At 69.4% G+C, this 24,902-nt stretch carries 15 protein-coding genes and 6 pseudogenes; 11 read left to right on the top strand and 10 right to left on the bottom strand.

All coding sequences use genetic code 11. The features are described from left to right. Positions 1-265: 265 nt before the first annotated feature. Positions 266-1,443 (bottom strand): IS3-like element ISFsp8 family transposase gene (locus FRANEAN1_RS15025; protein WP_085950117.1). Its coding sequence is split into 2 segments (ribosomal slippage): positions 266-1,191 and positions 1,191-1,443, totalling 1,179 coding nucleotides; the frame shifts between segments, so codons are not numbered across the junction. A gap of 163 nt (positions 1,444-1,606) precedes the next feature. Next, positions 1,607-1,831, bottom strand: a pseudogene (locus tag FRANEAN1_RS15015) (transposase); the annotation flags it as partial. 366 nt (positions 1,832-2,197) lie between these two features. Here FRANEAN1_RS15015 and FRANEAN1_RS15010 point away from each other — a divergent pair. The 4 genes and pseudogenes from FRANEAN1_RS15010 to FRANEAN1_RS14990 all read left to right on the top strand — a co-directional run. Continuing rightward, positions 2,198-8,011, top strand: coding sequence for a type I polyketide synthase (locus FRANEAN1_RS15010; RefSeq protein ID WP_347177145.1), 5,814 nt, complete (start codon positions 2,198-2,200; stop codon positions 8,009-8,011). 227 nt (positions 8,012-8,238) lie between these two features. Then, a complete protein-coding gene (locus FRANEAN1_RS15005; RefSeq protein WP_020460641.1) occupies positions 8,239-9,756 on the top strand; it encodes a carboxyl transferase domain-containing protein in 1,518 nt (505 codons plus the stop codon). Positions 9,757-9,938: 182 nt separating this feature from the next. Next, a pseudogene (locus FRANEAN1_RS38805) lies at positions 9,939-10,985 on the top strand (integrase core domain-containing protein). A gap of 49 nt (positions 10,986-11,034) precedes the next feature. After that, positions 11,035-11,604: pseudogene (locus FRANEAN1_RS14990) on the top strand (SAM-dependent methyltransferase); the annotation flags it as partial. A 242-nt stretch (positions 11,605-11,846) separates the two neighbouring features. On the opposite strand, the gene FRANEAN1_RS14985 reads toward FRANEAN1_RS14990, so the two are convergent. After that, the gene (locus tag FRANEAN1_RS14985; protein ID WP_041253905.1) at positions 11,847-13,070 is read right to left on the bottom strand and encodes an IS4 family transposase; all 1,224 of its coding nucleotides are present in this window, start codon (positions 13,068-13,070) and stop codon (positions 11,847-11,849) included. A gap of 14 nt (positions 13,071-13,084) precedes the next feature. On the opposite strand from FRANEAN1_RS14985, the gene FRANEAN1_RS41025 reads away from it, so the two are divergent. The 5 genes from FRANEAN1_RS41025 to FRANEAN1_RS14960 all read left to right on the top strand — a co-directional run bounded on the left by FRANEAN1_RS41025 (position 13,085) and on the right by FRANEAN1_RS14960 (position 16,646). After that, positions 13,085-13,411, top strand: a complete 327-nt coding sequence (locus FRANEAN1_RS41025) for an SAM-dependent methyltransferase (RefSeq protein ID WP_198145724.1) — start codon at positions 13,085-13,087, stop codon at positions 13,409-13,411. A gap of 182 nt (positions 13,412-13,593) precedes the next feature. Continuing rightward, a complete protein-coding gene (locus FRANEAN1_RS14975) occupies positions 13,594-13,893 on the top strand; it encodes a hypothetical protein (RefSeq protein ID WP_020460637.1) in 300 nt (99 codons plus the stop codon). Between the two features lie 285 nt (positions 13,894-14,178). Beyond that, complete coding sequence (locus FRANEAN1_RS14970) at positions 14,179-14,658, top strand: hypothetical protein (protein WP_020460636.1); 480 nt, start codon at positions 14,179-14,181, stop codon at positions 14,656-14,658. A gap of 539 nt (positions 14,659-15,197) precedes the next feature. Next, positions 15,198-15,728, top strand: a complete 531-nt coding sequence (locus FRANEAN1_RS14965) for a transcriptional regulator (protein ID WP_020460635.1) — start codon at positions 15,198-15,200, stop codon at positions 15,726-15,728. A gap of 189 nt (positions 15,729-15,917) precedes the next feature. Next, positions 15,918-16,646, top strand: a complete 729-nt coding sequence (locus tag FRANEAN1_RS14960; RefSeq protein ID WP_347177144.1) for a hypothetical protein — start codon at positions 15,918-15,920, stop codon at positions 16,644-16,646. 135 nt (positions 16,647-16,781) lie between these two features. On the opposite strand, the pseudogene FRANEAN1_RS14955 reads toward FRANEAN1_RS14960, so the two are convergent. The 3 genes and pseudogenes from FRANEAN1_RS14955 to FRANEAN1_RS43410 all read right to left on the bottom strand — a co-directional run. Continuing rightward, positions 16,782-17,162, bottom strand: a pseudogene (locus FRANEAN1_RS14955) (C40 family peptidase); the annotation flags it as partial. A gap of 505 nt (positions 17,163-17,667) precedes the next feature. Next, the gene (gene uppS / locus FRANEAN1_RS14950) at positions 17,668-18,417 is read right to left on the bottom strand and encodes a polyprenyl diphosphate synthase (RefSeq protein WP_198145631.1); all 750 of its coding nucleotides are present in this window, start codon (positions 18,415-18,417) and stop codon (positions 17,668-17,670) included. A 534-nt stretch (positions 18,418-18,951) separates the two neighbouring features. Then, positions 18,952-19,155 (bottom strand): annotated as a pseudogene (locus FRANEAN1_RS43410) (C40 family peptidase); the annotation flags it as partial. A 522-nt stretch (positions 19,156-19,677) separates the two neighbouring features. Here FRANEAN1_RS43410 and FRANEAN1_RS14940 point away from each other — a divergent pair. After that, positions 19,678-20,754: an ISAs1 family transposase gene (locus FRANEAN1_RS14940; RefSeq protein WP_347177143.1), complete on the top strand. Its 1,077-nt coding sequence runs from the start codon at positions 19,678-19,680 to the stop codon at positions 20,752-20,754. Positions 20,755-20,761: 7 nt separating this feature from the next. On the opposite strand, the gene FRANEAN1_RS43405 is transcribed toward FRANEAN1_RS14940, so the two are convergent. The 4 genes and pseudogenes from FRANEAN1_RS43405 to FRANEAN1_RS14925 all read right to left on the bottom strand — a co-directional run bounded on the left by FRANEAN1_RS43405 (position 20,762) and on the right by FRANEAN1_RS14925 (position 23,461). Then, complete coding sequence (locus FRANEAN1_RS43405; protein WP_347177231.1) at positions 20,762-21,049, bottom strand: transposase; 288 nt, start codon at positions 21,047-21,049, stop codon at positions 20,762-20,764. Between the two features lie 175 nt (positions 21,050-21,224). Next, positions 21,225-22,079: pseudogene (locus tag FRANEAN1_RS43400) on the bottom strand (IS66 family transposase); the annotation flags it as partial. Positions 22,080-22,376: 297 nt separating this feature from the next. After that, a complete protein-coding gene (locus tag FRANEAN1_RS14930; protein ID WP_012157514.1) occupies positions 22,377-22,997 on the bottom strand; it encodes a transposase in 621 nt (206 codons plus the stop codon). After that, positions 22,922-23,461 carry a winged helix-turn-helix domain-containing protein gene (locus FRANEAN1_RS14925; RefSeq protein WP_012157515.1) on the bottom strand — a complete coding sequence of 180 codons (540 nt, stop codon included), beginning with the start codon at positions 23,459-23,461 and terminating at the stop codon, positions 22,922-22,924. Before FRANEAN1_RS14925 ends, FRANEAN1_RS14930 begins: the two co-directional genes overlap by 76 nt. A 210-nt stretch (positions 23,462-23,671) precedes the next feature. On the opposite strand from FRANEAN1_RS14925, the gene FRANEAN1_RS14915 reads away from it, so the two are divergent. Beyond that, positions 23,672-24,873, top strand: a protein-coding gene (locus tag FRANEAN1_RS14915) for an IS3 family transposase (RefSeq protein WP_085950116.1) whose coding sequence is annotated in 2 segments (ribosomal slippage) — positions 23,672-23,936 and positions 23,936-24,873 — 1,203 coding nt in all. Because the reading frame shifts where the segments join, the coding sequence is not laid out codon by codon here. The last annotated feature ends 29 nt before the right edge of the window (positions 24,874-24,902 follow it).

Here is a 24,902-nt window from a genome sequence, read left to right as displayed (position 1 = left end):
GTCTGGCAACCATCCGGAAGACACCGATCGCCCGACCCCCGGCCCAGCCCACACCGCGAGAGCTGACCGCGGATGTTCGCGAGTTTTGACCGCGCTTGCCGATCACTTGCATGATCAATGTCGGTGAGAAGTGACCGCGCCGGTAGATGCGGCGAGTGGGTCTCACGTCTGTATCGGGAGGCCGCACGCCTGCACTTGGGTGTCGTGGAGAGGACTGAGGTGCTGCCCTTTTCTCGGACACGGACGTAGACGGACTATAGCAGCTTTATGCTGCTTCTATCACCTCGTTCTGGGTTGAGTGGTATGCGCGCTCGATGTTTTCGGGAGTGCGGTAGCCGAGAGTGGAGTGGAGCCGCTGCCGGTTGTAGAAGACCTCGATGTATTCGGCGATCGCGGTACGTGCGGCGCGGCGGGTTGGGTAGTTTTCCCGGTACACGAGTTCGTTCTTGAGCGTTCCGAAGAACGACTCTGCAGCGGAATTGTCCCAGCAGACTCCGGTGGCGCCGACCGACGGGCGTACTCCATGGCGTTTCAGGACGCGATGGTAGGCATCCGACGTGTATTGGGCGCCACGATCGGAGTGGAAAAGCGCGTTCGGTGCGAGGGTTGTGCGGGAGGCGGCCATGGTGAACGCGTCGATGATGAGCTCGGTGCGCAGGTGGGTGGCCATCGACCAGCCGGCGACTTTACGGGAGTAGCAGTCGATGACGGTGGCGAGGTAGAGCCATCCTTCGCCGGTGCGGATATAGGTGATGTCCCCGATGAGCTTCTCGCCGGGGCGGGTGGCGGTGAAGTCGCGGCGGACGTGGTCGGCGGGCGCCGGGGCCTGGCCGGGGATGGTGGTGCGGCGGTAGGCCCTGGGCTGGCAGGCTTCCAGCCCTGCGCGGCGCATGATCCGTCGGGCGAGGCGGACGGAGACGCGCAGGCCGGAGGCGGTCAGGGCGGCGGCGATCCGCCGGGCGCCGTAGGTCTGGCGGGAGGCGGCGAACACCGCCCGGACGTGGGTGTCGAGGGTGGTGTGCCGACGGGTCCGGGTCGACGCGGGCCTGCGGTGCCAGTCGTAGAAACCGGATGTCGACACGACGAGCCACTGGCACATCTTGGTGACCGGGTAGTTGTCCTTCTCCGCGGCGATCAGTTCGTACTTGTCGGTCACTGATGGCGTTGCGCGAAGAAGGCGGTCGCTTTTGAGAGGAACTCGCGCTCCATCCGGAGTTCCCGGTTCTCCTTCTCCAGCTCGCGGAGCCGGGCCCGTTCGGACATCGACAGCGGTTCTTCTTCGTTTTGGTGTGCCCGCCGCCAGGTCGCGACCCAGCTCCCCAACGTTCCCTCGTTGATACCGAGATCTTTCGCGACCGCCGATGTGGGGCGGCCCGAATCGATGACGAGCTTCACCGCCTCGTCTTTGTACTCGGGTGTGTATCGCCTGCGTGACTGACTCATTGATCTCCTCCGTTCACGGATCAATTATCCCTCGTAGGGATCACTGTCCGAAGAACGGGGCCCACCTCACGAGATCGAGATACCGCTAGCCCGGCCAGACCTCGCTGCGGGAGGGACTGTTTCAAGATCGGTGTTTCCGGCCCGACACCCCGGGCCAGGGTCCGGCGAGGTGCAGGACGGTGGTGCGGACGTGGCGGGCGAGCCGGCCCGCGAGCGAGAACAGCCGGTGGCGTAGCCGTTTCGGTTCCCAGCGCCGCGCGGGCTGCCCGGCGAGGGCGAGTGTCTGGGTCCAGATGGTCAGGTCGAGGGCGAGTACGACGAGGGCGCACCAGAGCTGGTTCTGGGTGAAGTCGTGCAGCGGCAGGCTGGTCAGGTCCGTCGGCCGCGCGCGAAGTACTCCACCTACAGGCACGGATCGACGGTGATTCCGGGCCGCTGAACGAGTTTTTCCGACGCTCCCGAAATCGCGCCTGCCAAGGCCGCGACGGTAAATTCTCGTGACCAAAACGACCAAAATTCACCCACCGCGACGGGGTCCGGCACGACTGTCAAGCGATACCCCTGCAAATAGGAAGAAGGTGGTATCACGCGTTGCACAAGAATCGAGGGAGCGTAACAGTAAGCAGAAATTGGCACGGGCGGTTTCTCCGTGCTGAACCCATGTCCGGCGACCTGTCGTTTCTCCCTCCAGGAGAGGTGGATGCACGCTACTCCCAGAACCGGCGAATTTCCCGCCGAACGTGCCAGGGGTTCCGTGGGCGGGTTGCGTGACCGCCTCGCCGGCCAACCGGATTCCGATCAGGTTCGAGCCCTGCTGGACCTGATAGCGGAACTCGTCGGCGCCCTGACTGATCGAGAGCCCGCGGACATAGCCGCGGATCCGATCACGCCCTGGCGCCGCCTCGGGATCTATCGGCAGGTCGCCCGGCAGTTGCAGTCCGAGCTGGAGACCGCGACCGGCCTGCGGCTGCCGGCGACGCTCTTCTTCGATCTCCCGTCACCGGACGCGCTGGCCGGCTATCTGCGCTCGCGTCTCCTCGGCGGCGCGGAGAACCCACAGGTCACGGCGGTCGCGCCCGCAGGAAGGCCCCGGGAGGACGACCCGGTTGCCATCGTCGGCATGGCCTGCCGACTACCAGGTGGCGCGGATTCCCCGGAGGCACTGTGGGAGCTGGTCCGTGACGGCCGGGATGCCGTCGTCGGCCTTCCCACCGACCGGGGGTGGGACGTTGACGCGCTTTATCATCCGGATCGCGAGCATCCTGGCACCATTTACACCCGCGAGGGTGGCTTCCTGCCTGACATCGGCATGTTCGACCCGGGCTTCTTCGGTATAGGCCCGCGCGAGGCGAACGCCATGGATCCCCAGCAGCGGCTGATGCTGGAGATCTCCTGGGAGGCGTTGGAACGCGCCGGCGTGGATCCCGGATCCCTGCGCGGCACCCGGACCGGCGTGTTCACCGGGGTTTCGCTGCAGGACTACGGTCCGCCCTGGCACCGCGCTCCGGCCAAGGCCCAGGGCCAGCTGCTCACCGGCAACGCCCTCGGTGTGATCGCCGGCAGGGTCTCCTACACGTTCGGTCTCCAGGGGCCGTCCCTGTGCGTGGACACCCAGTGCTCCAGCTCCATGGTGGCCATCCACCTCGCGGGCCAGGCGCTGTTGTCGGGTGAGTGCGACCTGGCGCTGGCCGGCGGCGTCACGGTCATGACGACACCGGGCATGCTCCTGGAGTTCAGTCGGAAGCAGGGTCTCGCTCCCGACGGGCGGTGCAAGGCCTTCTCCTCGGACGCCGACGGCACCGGGTGGGCGGACGGCGCCGGGGTTCTCCTGCTGGAGCGGCTCTCCGACGCCCGGCGCCACGGCCACCCGGTGCTCGCACTGATCCGCGGCACGGCCGTCAACCAGGACGGCGCCAGCAACGGCCTGGCCGCACCCAACGGCCTCTCCCAGCAGCAACTGATCCACCAGACCCTGGCAAACGCCGGTCTGGCGCCCGGCGACGTGGACGTCCTCGAGGCACACGGGACCGGCACCGCCCTCGGCGACCCGATCGAGGCCCAGGCCGTCATCGCCACCTACGGCCGGCACCGCCCGGCCGGCCGGCCGCTCCACCTCGGGTCGCTGAAGTCGAACATCGGGCACACGCAGGCTGCCAGCGGAGTGGCCGGCGTCATCAAGATGGTCCAGGCCATCCGGCACGGAGTGCTGCCGCGCACCCTCCACGTGCGGGAGCCCTCGCCCCACGTGGACTGGGCGGACGGAGGCGTCGCGCTGCTCACCGAGGAGCGTGGCTGGGAACGCGACGGCGTCGCGCCGCGCCGGGCGGCGGTATCCGCGTTCGGTGTGAGCGGCACCAACGCCCACACCGTGCTGGAAGAGGCCCCGGCGGTGGCCGACCCAGTGCCGACGGCCCCGGTGCCGATCGTCCTGTCGGGCCGGACCGAGGCGGCGCTGCGGGCCCAGGCGGCACGGCTCGGCGAACGCCTGGCCCGGGACCCGGACCTCGATCCGGTTGACATCGCCTTCACCCTCGCCCGGCGCACCCGGTTCGAGTCGCGGGCAGTCGCCGTCGTCCCGGCCGGACCCGCCGGGCGCGCACGCCTGGCCGGCGCCCTCGCCGCGCTCGCCGAGAACCGCCCCGCGGCGGGGCTCGTCGCGGGCGCCGCCCGGCCGGCGATCGCCCACGGCCGGACCGCCGTCCTGTTCACCGGGCAGGGCAGCCAGCACCCGGGGATGGGCCGTGACCTCTACCAGGCCTACCCGGTGTTCGCGCGGGCGCTGGACGAGATCTGCGGCCGGTTCGCGTCGCTGCTCGAGCGTCCGCTGCGCGAGGTCATGTTCGCTCCCGCCGGCTCGCCGGACGCGGCGCTGCTCGACCAGACCGCCTACACCCAGTGCGCGCTGTTCGCGTTCGAGACCGCGCTGTTCCGCCTCGCGGAGTCCTGGGGATTCGTTCCCGACACCCTCGCCGGGCACTCCATCGGCGAACTGACGGCCGCCCACGTCGCCGGCGTCTGGTCGCTCGACGACGCGTGCCGGCTGGTCGCCGCCCGCGGCCGGCTGATGCAGGAGTGCCGACCGGGTGGCGCGATGGCCGCCATCGGCGCGAGCGAGGCGGAGGTCCGGGCGTCGATCGCCGACCTCGTCGGCAAGGTCGAGATCGCCACGGTCAACAGCCCGTCCGCCACGGTCGTCGCCGGCGACGCCGAGCTCGTCGAGCGGGTGGCCGCTGAGTGGTCGGCCCGGGGGCGGCGCACGAAACGGCTGACCGTCAGCCATGCTTTTCACTCCCCGCACATGGAGGACATGCTCACGGCGTTCCGGACGGCGGCCGGGCAGGTCACCTACCACGCCCCGGCCATACCGGTCATGTCCAACCTCACCGGTGAACCGGCCACCGCGACGGAACTGACGTCCGCCGAGTACTGGGTGCGGCACGTGCGTGAGCCGGTCCGCTTCCTCGACGGGGTTCGCCGGCTGCACCGGGACGGCGTGACGGCGTTCGTCGAACTCGGTCCCGACGCGGTCCTGACCGCGCTCGTGCCGGCCTGCCTGCCGGCGAACGCCGCAGGCGGCGGCGCGGAGACGGTGCAGGTAGCGGCCTGCCGGACCGGACGTCCCGAGCCCGAGACGCTGCTCGCCGCCCTGGCCGAGCTGGACGCCGCGGGCATCCCCGTCGCCTGGCGGGCGCTGCCGCCCGTACGCGGCGGAAAACACCTGGACCTGCCGACCTACGCCTTCCAGCGCACGCACCACTGGATGGACGGGACGCCCGTCACAACCGCCACCGCGACGGACCGGGGAGCCGCCGAGCGGGCAACGGATCCGGAACACTGGCGCTACCACGTGCGGTGGGAGCCGTTCTCCGACGAGCAGGCCACCGCGACCGTCGCCGACCACGTCGCCAACGGCGCGCCGATGACCGGCCTGTGGCTGCTGGTGACCCCGCCGGCTGGGATCGACGACGACACGCTGTCCCGGCTGTCCTGGGTCGTCGAACGCCTCGGCGGAACACCGGTCCAGGTCCCCCTCTCCGGGACGGACGCGGAGCGCGGTCTTGTCGCCGCGGCCCTGTCGAAGCACATCTCCGGCCGCGAGAAGGACATCGGCGGCGTCCTCTCGCTGCTCGCGTTCGATAGCCGGTTCAACCCCGTGCACCCGGAACTGACCAACGGACTCGCGCTGACCTGCGCACTCGTGCAGGCACTCGACGACCTCGGCCAGTACGCGCCGTACTGGTGCGCCACGCGCGGCGCCGTCAGCACCGGCCCCGCCGATCCGGTCAGCGCTCCGGCCCAGGCGATGCTCTGGGGACTGGGCCGGACGCTGGCCCTCGAACGACCCCGTGGCTGGGGCGGTCTCGTCGACCTTCCGGCCGATCTCGACGACGAGACGCTGGCCCTGTTCGGCGCCGCGCTGACCGGCCCCGGCGGCGAGGACCAGCTGGCCCTGCGGGACGGCGCGCTGTTCGTCGCCCGGCTCGCCCCCGCGGGCCCCCGCCCCGGCGTCGGCACGGGAGCGGGCGTCAGCTCCGCCGGCGGGGCCGACGGGGTGGGGACGCCCGCGTGGCGCCCGAACGGAACCGTGCTGATCACCGGCGGTACCGGAGCCCTAGGCGCGCAGGTCGCCCGCCGGCTCGCCCGCAACGGGACGTCCCGACTCGTCCTGGCGAGCCGACGCGGCCCGGCCGCTCCCGGGGCCGCGGAACTGGTCGCCGAGCTCTCCGCGCTGGGCACCGAGGCATCCGTCGTGGCGTGCGACCTGGCCGACCGCGAACAGGTCATCGCTCTGCTCGACGAGGCGGCCGGCGGCGGCGAACCGCTGACCGCGGTCGTCCACGCCGCCGGCGTCATCGGCCGGACCGCGCCGCTGCGCGAACTCACCCTCAGCGAGTTCGCGCAGGTGGTGACGGGCAAGGCCACCGGCGCGGCGCTACTCGACACACTGACCCGCCCGGACGGCGCACGGCCCATCCCGCTGGAAGCCTTCGTGCTGATCTCGTCGATCTCGGCGACGTGGGGCAGCGGCGGCCAGCCGGCCTACTCCGCCGGCAACGCCTACCTGGACGCCCTCGCCTCGCACCGGGCCGGCCACGGTCTGCCCGCCACCTCCGTCGCGTTCGGCCCCTGGGCCGAGGCCGGTCTCGGCGCCGAGCCGGGCCTGCGCGACTACCTCCGCGAACGCGGTCTCGCGCCGCTGCCGGTGGAGCCGGCCGTCACCGTCCTCACCGAAGCGGTCGCTAGCAGCGAGGCGGCGACCACCGTCGTCGACGTCGACTGGGGACGCTTCCTGCCGCCGTTCACCGCGCTCCGTCCCAGCCGCTTCTTCGACGGCCTGCCCACCCGGGCCGAGCACGGTGCCGGACCGGCGCCGACCGCCGGCTCCGCTCCGGACGGGCCAGCGGACGGCAGGCGGATGGACCTCGCCGGCCTGACCAGCGAGGAACGTGTCAGCGCGCTGGCCCGGCTGGTTCGCGAGGAGGCCGCGGTCATCCTGGAGCACGAGTCACCCGACAACGTGGACCCGCGGCGCCGGTTCCTCGACCTCGGTTTCGACTCGCTGGCCTCCGTTCAGCTCAGCCGCCGGCTCACCGCCGCCACCGGGCTGGCGCTGACACCGCCGGTCGTCTTCGAACACCCGACCGTGACCGAGCTGGCCGAGTACCTCGCGACCCTCGTCGGTGCCGGGCGGCCGGCCGCGCCGACCACCCACGCCGCGCCGGCCGGGGTCCGCGACCTGTACCGGCAGGCGTGCTCGGACGGGAAGTTCGTCGAGGGCGTCGAGATCCTGCAGGCCGTCGCCAAGCTGCGGCCCGTCTTCCACGACGCGGCCGACTTCGGCCCGGTGCCGCCACCGGTCCGGCTCTCCGCCGGCCCGGCCCCCTGCACGCTCGTCTGCGTGCCCTCAATGGTCGCCCCGTCCGGGCCGCACAGCTTCGCCCGGCTCGCCCTCCACCTGCACGGCCAACGAGACGTCTACGGACTGTCCCTCCCCGGATTCGGGGAAGGTGAAAAGCTACCCGCCTCGTCCGTCCTCGTCGTCGAGATACTGACGGACCTGGTCGCGGCCCATTTCATCGGCGTACCCATCGCCATCGCCGGATACTCGTCCGGCGGCTGGCTCGCGCACGCGGTCGCCGCCGGTCTGGAGGAACGCGGCATCCACCCAAAGGCGGTCCTGCTGCTCGACACCTGGCTCCCCGGCGACCGGATTCCCGCCGAGGAGATCCAGGAGGAACTGCGCGGGATCGCCGTGAACGACCAGGCGTTCGCGCTCATGACCGAGGCACAAGTCACCGCCCAGGGCGCCTACCTGACCCTGTTCGAGAAATGGAAGCCGAACCCGGTCTACGCACCGATCGTGCTCGTCCGGGCCGAGGAACGCATGCCCCAGCTCTCCCCCGACGACCAGTCCACGATCGAGGAACACGGCTGGACGACCGACTGGGAGATCGACCATCTCACGCTGGACGTCAGCGGCAACCACCAGACGATGATGAACGAGCACGCCATCTCCACCGCGCGAAATCTCCACCACTGGCTCAACAACCTCGACCAGTCGCCCTGACCGGTCAGGTATTCCAGGGCTCTCAGGCCTTTTCTCAGCCCCTCTCGGGCAGGCAACCGGCGAAGAGGCCGAAACACACGCAGCCCGTCACCCGAAAAGGGCGATGGCCTGCCCGGGGGGACGGCACCTGCCGTCCCCCCGGGCCGTGGCCGCGCCGCGCGAGTCCCGCACCCGTCCATGGGCCGGACACCAGACCGGGGAGACCTCATGACCAGAAAGCCGCTCCGATGACCGAGTTGACCACCCGCACCCGCATCACCGTGGCCGAACAGCCCAGGCCACCGCGCGACCCACGGGAACGGCTGGCCCGCCTACTCGACCCGGGAACGCTCACCGTCATCCCGCACTCGCCGCCCTGCCGGGTCACGGTCTCCCACGGCCGGGTCGACGGCACCGACGTCATCGCCTACTGCACCGACGCCACCTCGATGGGCGGCGCGATCGGCGCCGCGGGCGCGCGGCGGATCGCCGACGCCATCGACCGGGCGGTCGCCGAACGCATCCCGGTGATCGGGCTGTGGCACTCCGGCGGGGCGAGCCTGGGCGACGGTGTGGAAGCCCTAGACGGCATCGGCCAGATGTTCGCCGCCATGATCGCCGCATCCGGACGGGTGCCCCAGGTGTCGGTCGTACTCGGCCCGGCGGCCGGGGGCGCGGCGTACGGACCGGCCCTCACCGACGTCATCGTCATGGCGCCCGAGGGCAAGGTGTTCGTCACCGGGCCCGACGTCGTCCGCCAGGTCACCGGCGAGCAGATCGACATGGACGGCCTCGGCGGAGCCGACGCACATGGCCGGCGCTCCGGCGTCGTGCACGTCGCCGCCCGGTCGGAAGCCGACGCATACCTGCGGGCGCGGCGGGTGACCACGCTGCTGGCGGCACCGGGGGCCTTCGACCTCGCCGCCACCCGCGACGGACGCGATCCCGGCTCCCTGCTGCCGGACAACCCGCGGCGCGCCTACGACATCCGCCCGGTAGTACGCGCCGTCCTCGACGGCGCGGTCGCTCCGGGCGGCCCGGCTGGTTCGGGCACCGGGACGAACCCGGACGGCGGGAGCGGCGCGGCGCACCAGACCGGCCTCGCCGACGACGACTACGTGGAACTCCAGCCGCGCTGGGCACCAAACGTCGTCGTCGCGCTCGGCCGGCTCTCCGGGCATTCGGTCGGCGTCATCGCCAACAACCCGCTGCGCAAGGGCGGCTGCCTGGACTCGCTCGCCGCGGAGAAGGCCGCGCGGTTCGTCCGGATGTGCGACTCCTTCGGGCTTCCCCTGGTGGTCCTCGTCGACGTCCCCGGTTACCTCCCGGGCGTCGGTCAGGAGTGGGAGGGCGTCGTGCGGCGCGGCGCGAAGCTCCTCTACGCGTTCGCCGAGGCCGTGGTGCCACGGGTGAGCGTCGTCCTGCGCAAGTCCTACGGCGGCGCCTACATCGCGATGAACTCCCGTTCGCTGGGCGCCACGACCGTCCTCGCCTGGCCCCAGGCGGAGGTCGCCGTCATGGGTGCCGAGGCCGCCGTGGGCATCCTGCACCGGCGCGCCCTGGCCGCGGCCGCCCCCGACGAGCTCGCCGCGCTACGGACCACGCTCGCCAACGAGCACACCCGTACCACCGGCGGCCTGTCACGAGCGATCTCCCTCGGAGTGATCGACCGGGTGATCGAACCGGCGAACACCCGCAGGGAGCTGACGCTCGCGCTGGCCACAGCGCCCGGCGACCGCGGCACTCACGGCAACATCCCACTGTGAGCGGGCACCAGAGCGGCGGCAGCGGCTGGTGAGAACGCCCGCGGGACGCGGACAGGAGCGCGGCCTGTGGGGCTTCAGAACCCTGTGGGGTGCCAGAAGTCGGCCTGGGCCCATGAGCTGGGGTGATGCGGCGGTGCGGGCTGCCGGCATGATGGTCAGCTATGTCCATCCGCCTGCTCTAGCTGATCTTCGTGCGGGTCTGTGGCTGGCTGGTCCTCCTCGGCCGCTCGTCGACATCCAAGGACATCGAGCTGCTCGTGCTGCGGCACGAGGTCACGGTGCTACGCCGCACCCAGCCCAAGCCCCGGTGGGACTGGGCAGACCGGGCGGTCCTCGCCACACTGATCCGACTCCTGCCCAAGACGCTGCAAGCGCACCGGCTGGTCACCCCCAGGCACCGTCCTCCAGTGGCACCGCCGCCTGATCACACGGAGATGGACCCACCCGCACCGGGCCGGACGGCCACCGATCAGCCCGGAGATCGCCATGCTGATCAAGCGGTTCGCGACCGAGAACCCGACGTGGGGCTACCAGCGAATCCAGGGCGAGCTCCTCGCACTCGGCCACCGGGTCGGTGCGTCCACGATCCGCCGGGTCCTGACGTCCCTCGGGCTGCCCCTGGCACCGAAACGGCAGACCGACACCACCTGGCGGCAGTTCCTGCGCACGCAGGCAGCGACGATGCTGGCCGTGGACTTCTTCCATGTGGACTGCGCGGTAACGCTGCGGCGTCTGTACTGCTTCTTCGTCATAGAGGTCGGCTCCCGCACTGTCCACATCCTCGGGGTCACGCCAACCCCGACGGACCATGGACCACCCAACAAGCCCGGAACCTCCTCATGGACCTCGGTGACCAGGCGGCCGACTTCCGGTTCCTGGTCCGTGACCGCGCCGGGCAGTTCACCGCGTCGTTCGACGCGGTCCTCGCCGACGCCGGCATCACCGCCGTCAAGATCCCACCCCGAACCCCGCGGGCGAACGCCTACGCGGAACGGTTCGTCCACACCGTCCGGACCGAGGTCACCGACCGCATGCTGATCTTCGGCGAACGGCACCTGCGCACCGTCCTGGCCGAGTACGCGACCCACTACAACGGACGACGACCCCACCGCGGCCGCGACCTTCAACCACCCCGACCCGACCACCCCATCGCAGACCTGAGCCAGGAACGGATCAAGCGCCAGCCCGTCCTCGGCGGCCTGATCAACGAATACGAACGAGCAGCCTAAAACCCCAGGTCAACGCCGGTGTCCGAGTTCTGGCACCCCACAGGTCGACCTGAGGACCGACATTCCACACTCTGCGCGCATGTACGACTACTATCTTGGCGGGAAGGATAACTTCCCGGCGGACCGAGAGGCCGCTGAGCAGGTCATCGGGACCTTTCCGAGTGTGCGGGCCCTGGCCCGGCAGAATCGGTCGTTCATGACCCGGGCCACGCGGTATCTGGCCGGCGAGATGGGCATCCGCCAGTTCCTTGACATCGGCACCGGCATCCCGACCAGCCCGAACCTGCACGAGGTCGCGCAGAGCCTCGTGCCGGCAGCCCGCGTGGTCTACGCCGACAACGACCCGATCGTCCTCGCTCACGCCCGCGCACTGCTCGCGAGCAGCCCACAAGGGCGGACCGTCTACCTCGACGCGGACCTGCGTGACCCCGAGAGCATCCTCGACTCCCCGCAGCTTCGCGAGACGCTCGACCTCACCCAACCCGTCGCGCTGTCTCTCGTCGCGATCCTGCATTTCATCAAGGGCGATGAACCGTACGCCATCGTCCGCCGTCTCCTCGACGCGCTTCCCGCGGGTAGCTACCTCGTCCTCACGCACGGCACGGCCGACCTGGACCCAATGCCGTGAAGCTTAGTTTGATCTTTCCGGGATCTGGTCAGGCCGCGCGCGGGGCGAGTGGGTGGAGCCGGATCGTGGCGGGGCCCGGGTGGCGGACCGAGGCGGGTTCGTCGGGTCTCTTGACGCGGTAGCTGTTGTGCCGGGCCCGTTTGACGACCCGGGGGCAGGTGCGGTGGCGTCGTGGCGGGTTGAGCCCGCGGGTGATCTCGGTGTGGAACCTGGGTAGCCGGGCGTTCCAGTCCTCAGGGGGAAATGTCCGCCGTTCCGGTGGCGGAACGGCGGACCAGGCGCAGTGTCCGGGCGAAACCGACCCGGTCGGGGTCGATCTCGGCGGCCTCCGCGGCGCCGGCGATCAGGGCGGTGAGCGCGTACTGGACGATCAGCCAGGCCCACATCTCCTGGACCGCCAGGTCCGGCAGCCGGGAGCGCAGGACTCTCCCGGGGCCGCGTAGATGGGTCTTGAGCTGGTCGTTCGCGGTTTCCTCCTCCCAGCGCTCGTTGTATCCGGCGGCGACCTCGTCGGCACGGGCCTGACGCGGGTCGAGGATCGTGGTCAGCACGACGACCAGTTCGCCGGTACCGTTACCGGCCCGGTCGGGGATGTCGTACTCGACGACCCGGGCCAGGTGCGCCTCGTCCGGATCAAGCTCGTCGCCGGCCTTCGCGGCGGCGAGCAGCCGCTCGCGGCGCCGACCTCCCGTGATCTCCGGGTTGATCAGGACGGTGAGGAACGTGCCATCGGACAGGACCCGCACGACCGGCAGGTTCAGCCCGGTCGGGGCCCGCCAGATCAGGTCGGCGCCGGTGCCCGCGGCCAGCGCCCAGTTGTCGAACGAGTAGAACCCACGGTCGGCGGTCAGCACCTCGTCGCGGTTCAGCCGCATCAGCAGCCCGCGGGCCAGCGTCCTCTCCCCAGCCGCCCAGCCACCGACCTCGGCGGCCCGGAACGCGTGCGTCCCGCACTCCGCCAACGCGACGACCCGGATCTTCGGGAACGCCGACCGCTTCTCCCCGGTGCCGGCGTAGCCGAACTCGGCCGCGTTCTCCTCGGTGTCGGGCACGTCGACGTCAAACCCGTCGATCGCGAGCAACAACCGGCCCCGCAGCCACGCGCCACGCGTCGACAGTGTCGCGACCTGGCCCGCGACCCGCTCGAACACCTCGGCCATCACCATCCGGCCCAGCCGCTTACGCGCCTGGGTGATCCCGCTCGCGCTCGGCGGCGCCCACGCCGCGTCCCAGCAGCCGAACCGGTCCAGCGACCCGGTCACCTTCTGGGCGACCTCGGCGTAGTCGTCGTCCGGAAACAGGGACATCGCCAACGTCAGGTACGCCGTCACATGCGGTGGGAGCTTCCCGCCCGCCCGCCGCGCACCCACCCCACAGGCCGCGACGGCCTCGTCGACCGCGTCACGCGGCACCGCCGTCACCAGCACCCCGACCGACACCTGGTCCGGGGTCACCATCGAAGCCACGAACCGTGACCAAACCACCCAGCGGCACCGAGGCCACGCCGCCACGCCGTACCAACCCGCCAACCACGAACAGCGAACATCAACCATTCAAGATCGAATTAAGCTTCACGGCATTGGACCTGGACCCGACCGCCCGGCTCGTCGAGGACAACTACCGGCAGCGGGGTGTACCGCTTCAGTTCCGCAGCCGTGATGAGGTCGAACGCCTCTTCGATGGCCTCACTCTCGCGGACCCTGGCCTGCGACTCGTGCACCACTGGCGGCCCGATGGCACCGCGGAAGGTCTGTCCGACGCCGAGGTCAGCGTCTATGGAGGCGTGGCACGCAAATAGGCCCGGACAGAGCGCCGACGCTGACCACGCACCGGGCGCTCTCGGTATGTGCCACTGGCCCTCCGAGTTGGCTGAGGCGGGACCGGGTAATCCGCGTGACTCGGTGGGCGGTCCTCGCGCGGTCCCATCGGAAAATTCGCCGTGCCGCGTGGGTGTTTTCCCCTCAGGGATGAGATCCTGTGATGTGGGACAGCGCCCATGCCGGCGCGCGTCAGCAGGAGGCCGAGAGCGGCGGCGAGGAGGCCCAGCAGCTACGAAGTCGGGTCCAGGACCCCAGCATGGTGATCCGCCTCGTCGGGGTCGTCGCTGTCCTGACCGTCACGTTCATGGTCTTCGTCGCGGGTATCGCCGAGACCGACCCTGCGGCGTCCTTGCGCACCCGGCTCGGGCAGGAACCCGCTCTGGGTGTGAGCCTCCTGCTGCTGGTCGTGATCGTCACCGCCGCCGCGCGGTTCGTCGGGCGGCACGAGAGGCTGCGGTAGCCGTCACGACGGGACTGTCGGGGGCGGTCATGGCGGCGGTGCCATGGGGATCGAGGCCGGGGCGGGCAGAGTGGGCGTTGATGCGGCCTGCGGCTGGGGTCCAGCCGCGCGCGACCCGGCGGCCAGCACGGGGACGGTGCTTGTAGCGGAGCGCATCCACGCCCGCGACTCGTTCTGCTCGACGGGGTGGCTGGGTGTGGCCGTGACAGACCAAACCGGCCCCCACAAGCACCGTTCCACCGTCAAGGAATCTGGAACGGTATTCCTGGACCGCTGGAGGCCGCGATGAACGACGCCACCTGGACCCTGGTGACCGACGTCGTGGGCCGCGTGCAGCAGTCCATCCGCATGACCGATTACCCGGCGATCGTCATCCTCGACGGGGACCGCCGCCAGATTCTGTCTGACTACGACTACGTCCATGGCGAGACCACCCGGACCGACTTCGAGACCCGCGCCGCCGACCATGCCCGCACCCTGCACGCCCGCCGGTTCACCTTCGCCGTCCCGCAGATCATCGAGATGCTCCCCGGCGGGCTGCAAGCCCACGAGTTCTCAGTCCGGCCCCTGCGCGACGGCGAACAGGAAAGCGTGGTCTGGACCGCCTACGATGCCGACGACGGCGTCGACTACGGCTGGGCCCCCTACACCCGCCGGCCGGCCGGCCAGCCGATCTTCGACGAGCCCAGCACGTTCCACCTGCCTGCGCTGCCGACCGACGGCTTCCCCGGCGTCCATCTGCTCCGTCTCCTCACCAACGAGTAAGCCAGCGCCCGTCTGACATGGGCCGGGCTCGCTCACCGGCCGTCAGTCCCGGCCAACTCGCCCGTCCACGTGCTCGCGACAAGGTCGGCGCGCCCCTAGACGAGTCGGACCACGGGTAGCGACCGTGCCCACGCCAGCCGGTCGTGCTGGGGCCCACATCCGGGGACCGTGTACCAGCGGGCGACGGAGCACAACTCCTCCGGCTCGCTGACGGCGTCGAACCTGCGGCCACTTCGCGCGGTCGCATCGAACCCCTCAGCGGCATCCCTGCGGAAGAACCGCCGCTTGGGGCTGTCGGGATTCTGCGCAGCCGCGCCAGTCCGGCCTCACGAACCGCCGACAGCCACCCCCGGTCCCGGCCGGGCCGACACGGCTGGACCGCCGGACTGATCACTGGCCCCATGCGGCGCTCGGCCGCAGGCAGCCCGCCCCGGACCTGCCCCCGGCCGCAGGCAGAGCCCCGCAATCCCGCATTGGCACAGGGACTCGAATCCCGGCCTTTCCCGCGCCCCGTTCCCACCCATCCACAGGGAGGAAGCATGTCCACGACCAGCGAAAACCGCGCCTATGCCCACGAGGTAGGCGCCCGGCTGCGCGCCATCCGCACCCAGCAGGGCCACTCCCTCCAGCAGGTCGAGACCCGCTCGGGCGGCCGGTGGAAGGTCGCAGCGGTCGGCTCCTACGAACGCGGCGACCGAATGATCAACATTGAGGGGCTCGCGGCGCTCGCCGCGTTCTACGGCGTCCCCGTCCACCACCTGCTGCCGGGCGGACGACCCGACGCTCTCCCACCGCAGGCCGCCCGCGTCGTGCTCAACCTGCCCGCCCTAGCCCGCGTGCCCGCCGACGACGCCGGGCCGCTGCGCCGCTGGGTCGCCGAGATCCAGCGGGAACGCGACGACTACGCAGGCCGGGTCCTCTCGATTCGCGAAGGGGACCTGCGCACCCTCGCCACCCTCTACGCCCTCGACCGCAATCAGCTGCTCGACATGCTCCAGCAGTGGAAGGTGCTCGACCCCATGAGCACCATCGCGAACACCTCCGACACCGCAGAAACGCAGGGACCTTGATCCAGCCGGCAGCGCTCCCGCCACCGCGTCCTCCCGCCATGCACAGCGGGAGGACGCACAGACGCGGACAACTTCCGCGACCGCCGGTCCGCCCTCGGTCATCATCGAACGGTGAGGGCAGGCGGTGCTTCCTGAAGCCGCGCGGCTGTCGTTCGTCCCGTCGTCAACGGCACTGTGATGCGGAAGGAGGTGACCCAGGACGTGCAGAACGCGCTGACCAGCGACGCGCGGGTCCAGCGGGCGGCCCGGCGTTACCAGCGTCACCGGCGACTGATCCCGATCGTCGCCCAGCTGCTCCTCACGCTTCCCGCGGTCGCGTGCGCGATCGTGTGGCCGCCGTTCGCCCCTCCTGGCGACGTCCGCGGCCTCGCGACGGGTGGGCTGGCCGTACTCGGCGGCATCGCGGGTCTCGGCTTCTACAGCAGCCGAATCGCCTGGGCACTCGACCGGGCACCACTCGCGCCGGCCAGCGCGCGCGTCGCCTCCCACGCCCTCGCTCTGCACCGGACGCTGCACGACCCCGACCTGACGGGGATAGCACGCCACACCGAGGCCGTCAGGCTCCTCTACCTGCTGTCCCACGCGGCACACCGCCTCGCACGCAACCTTGGGGACACCATCCCCGGGCTAGCCGCCACAGATCTCGCCACAACCGCGGCCAGGGACGCCGACACGACCCGAGCCGACCTCCTCGACGGCGTCCGCCGCCTGCTGGACGCGATCGCATCCGTCCAGCAGATGATCCGCGGCCCCTTTGGCGATCACAAGGTTCCCAGTCCGCCGCTGCCTGGGCCCGACCCGCGTGAAAGTTTCGAGCGCACCGCCGCTGGACTGGACCGCGCCGGCCGCAGCGCGCTCGATCTCGTCACCCTCGCCCTGACCACACCGGCTCCCAACCGCCCGCCATACCGGCGTTGACGACTGCCACAGCTCGAATCCGGCCATCAAACCGCATGTTCGGCCGACTACCCACGCGACCTGGCTCAGTCGACAGAGGCGGGCGCTTCGGTCCCGAGTCTTCGTCGGGCATCGCGTCGAACGCGCATGCGCGCCCTACATGCCCGGCCTGGTCGCCCCGAAATAATCGTCTCCTTGCCACCTGTATCCGGCGATTTTGACAACTTTGTTACGACCTGGAGCTGTGATCATCTGCCCGTTTCCGATGTAGATCGCGACGTGGTGGATGTTGGTGGCGGTGCCGTAGTAGACGAGGTCGCCGATCTGGAGTGGTTCCCCGGGCGGGACCACGGGCCCGGCTTCGTACTGGGTCTGGGCGGTGCGGGGCAGGTCGATGCCGGCGGCAAGATAGGCGGCCCTGGTCAGCCCGGAGCAGTCGAAGCCGCCCTCGGCCGGCCCGTCCCCACCCCACAGGTAGGGGATGCCGAGCTGGCCCTGGGCGTAGACGACGGCGGCGTACCCAGCGTCGGACGGGGCGGTGTCGGCGCCGAAGCCGCTGGTCGAGCTGTACTTGTCAACCGCAGCCGAACATTTCAGTAGGTCAGCGCCGTGAGCTGGATACTGAAGTCTTGGGATACGCGGTTTGGACATCGACACGTCCAGTGATCTTTCGGTCCTGGCTTGCCGGTGAACGGTCCTGAGCTGTCGTCGGAAGGCTGGTACGGCTGCCGCGACCGTTGATCGGCTGGTCGTGGACGGGACGACGGCTGTGTGGCATCTTGGGTCGGCTGGTGCCATGGCAGTGGTGGCCGTGCTGCTGCGGCCGGATTTGGCTGTCGGTGGGCTGGTCATCGGCTGGCAAGGCGGCGTTGCAGTTCGATGTGGCGGAACTGGTAGACCGTCCGGCCCGTCATGCCCGTCGACCCACGCGACGATGAGCTGCTCGCGCAGCGCGTCGTCCTCCTGGAGGTTTCACGCGCCGGCGGTGGCACCGGACGGCGAGCCGGCGGCAGAGCCGGCAGGCCGTCGGAAAGCCACCAGGTTAGGCGCCGTGGCGACGGCCACGGGCGGCGTAGCTGCGCAGCGCCCGCAGGAAGTCGATCTCGCGGAACGCGGGCCAGTACGCCTCGCAGAAGTACAGCTCGGAGTACGCGCTCTGCCAGAGCAGGAAGTTCGACATGCGCTGCTCGCCGCTGGTGCGGATGACCAGGTCGGGGTCAGGCTGGCCGGCCGTGTAGAGGTGGCGGGCGACGTCCTCGGCGGTGAGGGTCTCGGCCAGGTCGGCCAGCGAGCCGCCCGTCTCGGCCTGCTCGTGCAGGAGGGCCCGGAACGCGTCGACGACCTCCTGCCGGCCGCCGTACCCCACGGCGAGGGTGACGTGCGCCCCCGTCGAGCAGGATCGGGTGACCTCCTCGGCGTTCTTGAGCGCACGGGCCGTGCTGTCCGGCAGCGCGTCGAGCAGCCCCGCGATGTGCATCTGCCACGCCGGATCGGGAGTCGCGATCTTGTCGGAGACAACCTGCTCGATGACCCGCATGAGGAACGCGATCTCGGCATCCTCGCGGTGGGCCAGGTTCTCGGTGGAGCAGACGAAGACGGTCACGTGCTTGATACCGGCCGCCTCGCACCACGACAGCACGTCCTCGACATGGTCGGCGCCGAACTTGTGGCCGAGGCTGGGATTGGCCATCCCCATCTGGCGGGCCCAGCGGCGGTTGCCGTCCATGATCAGGCCAACGTGCCTCGGTAGCTCGGCTCCCTTGAGCGATGCGCGGAGCCGACGGGCGTACACGGTGTAGGCAAGATCGCGTATTGGCACAGCCTGAATCTATGCCCGCCTGTCCTCGGGCCGGCTCGGCGGGGCCACGCCGAGGCGGCGACGGCAATCTGTACGTTGGACCGCCAAGGCCAACACCGAACGCGTCGTCGCCATCCTCGTCGGTTCCTGCAGGCGTGTCCGCAACCGGGTCCGCGCGCCGACCCGGTCCGGCGCGCTCTGCCGCTCTGGTTTCCCACCGACCAGGCCTGGCATAGGCACGCCGTGACCGCCGGAATGGATCTCAAGCTTCCCTTGCTGACAGAGCGCAGCGGCATCGACCATAAGCCAAACAGGCTCGGGGTGCCAGGGGTCCTACACGGCGCCGCCGCGAACCGTGGGCCGGGATCACTGCGGTCGGGTCGGCAGCCACGGCACGCCTGGAAAGACCACGCCAAGCCTCGACTACTGTGCCGGCCGGGAGGCACCCGCATAGTCGGGAAAGGCCTGGAAGTCGCGGATCGTCACCGATCTTCCGAAATCAGGTGCGTCGATCATGATCGTTCCTCCGAGGGAGATCCCGACATGATGGATGTTCCTCTGGGTGCCGAAGAACACCAGGTCACCTGGCTCAAGAGGCGTTCCGGCCGGCAGCGGCGGACCGGCGTCGTGCTGGGTTTGGGCTGTCCGTGGAATATCGATACCGGCGGCGGCGTACGCAGCGTAAGTGAGGCCGGAGCAGTCGAATCCCGGGTCACCGTTACCGCCCCACACGTACGGCTTGCCGATCTGCGTGCAGGCAAACTGTACCGCCACCAGCGCGGCACTACTGAAGTGATCAGCTCGGGACTGAACTGTTGACTGAAGGGTGGGGCACGCTGCTGAAGCGTTCGGCGTCGGTTCAGAGTACTGGGTGGCCTGGGTGAGGACCTTGAGGCGCCCCTTTTATTCCCAGGGCCTCGGCGAGATCGCGTAGCGTAGCGGGCTGTTGCGTAAGGTAGTGGCAGTACCGTCGGGCTGGGGTACGCCTTCGCCGAGATAGCGCAGGCCCGCCTGGCTGCGCTGCCGGACGGCAGCGTCGGGTGGGATGCCCGCTTCCGGCGTGACCTCCGGCGGTTCGCAGCTCGCTTCGAAAAACCGTCGGGCTGGTGTGCGCAGCGGCTGGCGGTTATCTCGGCGAGATCCGGGCAGCTGTTGTGAGGAAAGTGGCCTTCTGTACGGGAGAATGAAAGCGCCAACAATCAAAACCCCGTAACAGAAGGCCACCGCGTGCCATCATGCCAGCAATCTCCCGCCGTGTCGAACCTTCGGATCAGCGGTGAGGGGGACGACATCTCCGGTCTGCTCGCGATGCTAGGCGGGATCACCGACCCACGGAAAGCGCGCGGGAAGATCTACAGCCTTTCGTTCATGCTGGCCTCCGCGCTTGTCGCGACGTTGGCTGGGGCGACAGGCCTGCGTGAGATCGGCAGCCGGGTCGCTGACTTCGGCCAAGATCTCCTGGCCCGGCTCGGTGCACCGTTCGACCATTTCACTGGAAGATATAGGGCGCCCAGCGAAAAGGCGATCCGCGCTCTGTTCGAGAAGATGGACGTCGCGGCCGTCGACGCCGCCTTCGGTGCCTGGTTGTTCGCGCACGCGGTCTGGGAGCCGGGTGAGGACATCGTCCTCGCCATGGACGCGAAGGTCCTGCGTGGAGCCTGGTCCGAGGGGAACAAGCAGGTCACGCTCCTGTCTGCCATGGTCCACGCGAAGGGGCTCGTCGCCGGGCAGGTCCGCGTCCCCGACGGCACGAACGAGATCACCCAGGTAGCGGCTCTCCTGGAGAACCTCCCGGACATCTCCGGGCCTGTCGTCGCGACGTTGGATGCCGTGCACACCCAGCACGAAACCGCCTTCCTCCTTGTCGAACACGGAATCGACTACGCGCTGACCGTGAAGGGAAACCAGCCGACGCTCTACCGGAAAACCTTCGAGCAAACCCTTCCCCTTCTCCAAAAACCCCCACAGCACGAAGTCGAGGAACGCGGCCACGGCCGAATCAAGAAATGGCAGGCCTGGACCACCGAAGCCAAGGGGATCGGGTTTCCGGAGGTCGCGACCGCTGCCGTCATCCGTCGCGACGAATTCGACCTCAAGGGAATCCGTGTCAGCCGTGAATACGCTCACATTCTCACCAGCGTCGCCGGCAACCGCGCCACTGCCGCCTACATTCACAGGCTCATCCGCGGGCATTGGGGCATCGAGAACGAAATTCACTACCCGCGCGACACCGCGTGGCGCGAGGACGCCAACCAGACCCACACAGGAAATAGTCCACACACGCTCGCCAGCTTCCGTAACCTGGCGGTAACTGGTCAGGTACCGATTTGATGTTGGGTTAGCTGGTTGCGGGCGTCCAGGGGCGGCCCTCGGCGAGTTGAACGAGGGCGGGGAACAGGCCGATGCCGTGTTTGGTGGCGGTGGACAGGTAGCTGCGGATCGCGCAGAACTGACGGGCGCTGGTGAGGGTGCGTAGGCACCCGGATACTTTCTGCCGTAGTTTGATCATGCGGATGTCGCGTTCGGAGCCGTTGTTGTCCGCGGGTATCCGCGGGTCGTGGGTGAACCGCAGGTAGTCGGCTTCGCGGTCGACGAGGCGGCAGGCCAGGGCGTGGCGGGCGGCCATGAGTTTCGTGCCCCGCGGTGAGGTCTGGGTGATCCCGATGTGGGCGGCGTGGCGCAGGGCCCGGGTGTGGGCCGCCAGGTCGGTCGGTCGGCGTGCCGGTGGCGGCGGCGTTGACGGTGAGACGGTGCAGCGCGACGAGGGCGTCGGCGGCCTGGGTGGCCCAGCACCAGCCCCCCGCCGGGGCGGCGTCACTCACGGCCTGCAGCTCGCGCAGCACGTGAGCGACACAGAGCTGGTGGGTGGCGGTGGTGTAGGTGTCATACGGGGACCAGGCGTCGTGGACCACGACCCCGCCGAAGCCGGTCAGCACCCCGAGGGCGTCGATCCCGGCGGTTCCGCGTTTCGGATGGCAGTCGATCAGCGTGTACTTCCCGGTGCGGGCGACGTGCACCCAGTGCAACCTGCCGGCGACCCGTAGCCCGGTCTCGTCCGCGCCGATCACCTCGGCGGCGGTGAGCAGGCCACGGACGGCGGTGAGGAAACCCTCCAGGTTGGCGGCGGCACGGGCGGCCATCGCCGCGACCGTGCCCGCCGACAGCCCAATCCCGACCAGCTCACCCAATGCGGTCGCGGTCCGGTCCTTCGACAGGAACTGGCCCGCGTACAGGTAGACCGCCGCCGCGGTCACCCGCGGCCCGTACTGGACCGGGGCGTTCACCCCGTCCGGCGCGGCGGCCTTCGTGTGCGCCCCGCAGCCGCAGGCCCGCTCCACCAGTTCGTGTTCGGTGACGTGGGCGCGTAGGACGGGCAGGTCGAAGACCTGCCGGCGCTCGACCCGGGCCACCGGCCGACCCGAAAGCGACGACCCACAACCCGCACACGGCCCCGGTTCGTGCCGCAGACGCACATCAGGATCATCCACCAGGCACAGCGTCGACCCGGGATGCCCCGGCTGCCCACCAGAGCGCCGGCCCGTCTTCTTCCGCAACGACTTCGGGGGCGGTTTCGCCAGCCCGTCCGAACTCGGCGGCTTCGCCGAGTTCCGCGAGGTCTTCGCGACCTGGGCCTCCAGCTCGCCGATCCGTGCCAACGCCCGCGCCAGATCCGCCTACAGGCTCATCACCAGCGCCGCGAGCTCGTCATACGACGGCACCGGCTCCCCGCTGGGCGGATCATCAGCCACACCGCGACCCTACGAGCCGATCAACCACACAACACCAACACCCCGAGCCGCCTGACCCATCACGCAGTCCCAGCCAGCAGGAAACCAAAACGAACGATCTACAAGACCTGACTAGTTACACCTGGCGATCGGGATCATCCGCCGAAACGGCATCAGGAAGATAAAGGAAACCCTCGAGTACATACTGATGATTAATGTGCGAGGTTATTTTGATCGGAGATTTTCCCAGGCCAGTCCGGTTTCGGCAAGGAACCCGACGAGAAGCTCGGGCCGGTACTGCATACGTTTCAGTCCATGCTTGAACGCCTGAAACACCTCGTCGATACCACGGGCAGCCAGATGCACCAGGGTTGTGCGTTTCAGATACGACCAGGCACCCTCCGTGGGATTCAGATCGGGCGCATAGGCCGGCAGCCACACAACACTGATCCAGCCGGTGTGCGCGGCCAGAAACGCGGCCATCTGCGCCTGGAGGTGGATGTTCAACCGGTCCCACACCACCACCAGCCGACCCCCGGGAAGCTGCACATGCGCGGCCAGCAGAAGATCCCGACAATCCGCCCAGCACAGCCCCTTGCGCTCACCCGAACGGCCGTGACTGACCCGGACCCGGTAGACCAGCCGGGCCCGCTGCCCGGGTTTGTAGCAGACCATCCCGACCACACTCACCCGCCCGGCCCCACCCCGCCCCGGCACCCGCACCACCGGGGTCACCCCGCGGCGCGCCCACGTCCGTCCACGTGGCGGCCTCAGGCCCTGCCCTGTCTCGTCGAGGAAACAGACCCAGGCACCCCGGGCCGCCGCGGTGGTTTTACCGCCGGCCATCCCCGGTCCTTCCACTCCTCGACCACAGTGTCATCACGTTCGACCGCGCGCCGCACCGGCAGCTGGCACGACCAGCCGTTGCGGTCCAGCAGCATCCACACCCCCGGCACGGTGTAGGTGATCCCGAACTCCCGCCTGATCACCTGCGCGACCCGGGCCAGGGTCCACCGCTGATCGGTCCAGCCATACACCCCCGGCCCCCGACGCAAGATCGCCTCCAACCGGGCCAGATCCCGATCATCCAACCGGCACGAGGACACCGGACCGGTCGACCGCAACGCCGCCGCACCCCCCGATTCCCATGCCCGATACCAGCAGCCCGCTGTTTTCGGGGTCACCTTGAATTCCCGCGCCACCTCCGTCCGTGTCGCTCCCGCAGCGAACCTGTCCGCCGCGGCCAACCGAACCCGCTCCCGTTCCACCTGCCCGGCGGGCGTCAACCCGCCACCCGTCGCATACCTCATGCCGATAGATGTACCCACACACCACAAGCCATCACCAGCAGCATTAACCCCGTGCATTAACCATCAGTAGCCGGCGACCGCGACCGGGTACTCCCACTCCTCGCTACGGCATGTCACTAAACATAGCACTGAGTTACCTCGCCGAGGCCCTGCTTTTATTCCGGACAGCGGCCCCTACTAGAATGGGGTCCCATCCGGGAGGGAAGATAGTTGACACAGAGGCGCAGGAAGTTCTCGCCCGAGTTCAAGGACGAGGCCGTGAAGATGGTGATCGAGACATCCCGTCCGATCTCCCAGGTCGCGGTTGAACTCGGCATACTGGAGGGAACCCTGGGAACTTGGGTCGCCGCCTACCGGCGAGCCCACGCCGACGAGGAACCACCGCCCACCGTCGACGAACGCGCCCGGCTACGTGAACTCGAGCGGCAGAACCGCGAGCTGCGCATGGAAAACGAGTTCCTGAAAAAAGCCGCGGCGTACTTCGCCAAGGATCATCGGTGAGCGACACGTTCGAGTTCATCGATGCGGAGTACGCCGCCCGCACCACCACGAACACCAGTGCACCAGCGCCGTCGGTCATCCAGATGTGCGCCTGGCTTGGTGTCTCCCGTTCGGGTTTCTACGAGTGGCGTGACCGCCCCGCCTCCGCGACCGCGACCCGCCGCGGCGCACTCGCCACACTCGTCGTTCGGTCGTTCACCGCCTCCGACGGCACCTACGGCTACCGCCGTGTGCACGCTGACCTGCTCGCCTGGGGCCGCCCCTGCAGCCCCGAGCTCGTCCGCGCCCTCATGCGCGAGCAGGGCCTGGTGCCCTGCCAGCCCCGCCCCTGGCGACACACCCTGACCGAGCCCGGCCAGACCCCGGCCGCGATCCCCGACCTGCTGCAGCGCGACTTCACCGCCGACACTCCCGGAACCAAAATGGTCGGCGACATCACCTACATTCCCACCTGGGAAGGCTGGCTGTATCTCGCGACCGTCATCGACTGCCACACGAAAGCCGTCATCGGCTGGGCAATGGACGACAACTACAGGACCGGGCTCATCGAAACAGCCATCACCATGGCCGCCCGTAACCACCAGCTCACCGACGGGGCGATTTTTCATTCGGACCGCGGAAGCAACTATACGTCTACCCAGTTCGCTGCTACGTTGAAGAACCTCGGGATCCGCCAGTCCGTCGGCCGGACCGGAATTTGCTATGACAATGCGATGGCCGAGTCCTTCTTCGCAGCTCTCAAGAACGAACGCGTCCACCGCACCGCCTATCCCACCCGAGAACACGCCCGACGCGACATTGCCCGATACATCGAACTTCGCTACAATACGACACGCCGCCACTCGGGACTCGACTACCGAACCCCGCAGCAGGTCCACGACGAGTACCTGAAAAGGCAGACCGCCGCATAGCCCAGACCTATAACGACTGTCCGGAATTA

The sequence above is a fragment of the Parafrankia sp. EAN1pec genome (assembly GCF_000018005.1).
Taxonomy (GTDB): Bacteria; Actinomycetota; Actinomycetes; order Frankiales; family Frankiaceae; genus Parafrankia; species Parafrankia soli.
Note: the sequence above shows the minus strand (reverse complement) of the source record. Positions and strands in the feature narration are given on the sequence as shown.

Coding starts and splice junctions, on each gene's coding strand:
- FRANEAN1_RS14970 (WP_020460636.1), top strand. CDS start 14,179: ATGAACGACGCCACCTGGACCCTGGTGACCGACGTCGTGGGCCGCGTG.
- FRANEAN1_RS14925 (WP_012157515.1), bottom strand. CDS start 23,461: ATGAGGTATGCGACGGGTGGCGGGTTGACGCCCGCCGGGCAGGTGGAA.
- FRANEAN1_RS14985 (WP_041253905.1), bottom strand. CDS start 13,070: ATGGTGACCCCGGACCAGGTGTCGGTCGGGGTGCTGGTGACGGCGGTG.
- FRANEAN1_RS43405 (WP_347177231.1), bottom strand. CDS start 21,049: ATGGCCGCCCGCCACGCCCTGGCCTGCCGCCTCGTCGACCGCGAAGCC.
- FRANEAN1_RS15005 (WP_020460641.1), top strand. CDS start 8,239: ATGACCGAGTTGACCACCCGCACCCGCATCACCGTGGCCGAACAGCCC.
- FRANEAN1_RS14930 (WP_012157514.1), bottom strand. CDS start 22,997: ATGGCCGGCGGTAAAACCACCGCGGCGGCCCGGGGTGCCTGGGTCTGT.
- FRANEAN1_RS14965 (WP_020460635.1), top strand. CDS start 15,198: ATGTCCACGACCAGCGAAAACCGCGCCTATGCCCACGAGGTAGGCGCC.
- FRANEAN1_RS14975 (WP_020460637.1), top strand. CDS start 13,594: ATGTGGGACAGCGCCCATGCCGGCGCGCGTCAGCAGGAGGCCGAGAGC.